The sequence below is a fragment of the Chrysanthemum yellows phytoplasma genome (assembly GCF_000803325.1).
GTDB lineage: Bacteria > Bacillota_I > Bacilli_A > Acholeplasmatales > Acholeplasmataceae > Phytoplasma > Phytoplasma asteris.
This window is the reverse complement of sequence record NZ_JSWH01000246.1, coordinates 1-600: the sequence shown is the minus strand read 5'-3', so window position 1 is coordinate 600 and position 600 is coordinate 1. Positions and strand designations below refer to the sequence as shown.

At 21.3% G+C, this 600-nt stretch carries 1 protein-coding gene; it reads left to right on the top strand.

Annotated features, from left to right (window positions below; translation table 11 throughout):
- Positions 1-183, top strand: a 183-nt coding sequence (locus tag OL66_RS03510; protein ID WP_156956367.1) for an IS3 family transposase, incomplete at its 5' end; no start/stop codon positions are given.
- Positions 184-600 lie beyond the last annotated feature (417 nt).

Below are 600 nucleotides of genomic sequence, written 5' to 3'. Positions count from 1 at the left end.
ATTGAAAACTTTTTCGGCCAAATGAAAACGATCTTACAACATCAAAATCCATTTTTATTTCAAAAATCTCTTGATAAAATGAAAAAATTAATTAATCATTTTCTTAAATTTTGGAATAATCAATGGATTTTAAGTAAATTAAACTATTCAACTCCATCTCAATATATTCAAAATCTGAGATAAATTTTGAGTTGAATGAACATCAGATAATATAATCTTGAAAAAGGTTACTTTAGTGCGCCTTTTTTTAAGAAAAATGTTAAATTGATACCAAAGATTATTTTCTTTTCATTTTGTTAACGAGTTTTTCATTTTTTTTACCTAACTAGATAGTGTAAAGATAAATATTAAAAAAAATATCTTTTGAAACTAAAGAATTATGAAAAAAGTTTAGACACTTTTTTAAACGAAAAAATATTTCTTTAGTTTGAAAAGATATGAAATTATCTATTAATTTTTTAGTCTTAAAGAACAATTTTAAAATAAAAAGTTTTATGAAAAAACGGAACAGGGCACTAGAACCAAAACAAAAAGAATCCCCCCCATATTTAATATTTTTTTTGCAATTACAACATTAATTATATTCTTTATAATTTTCAT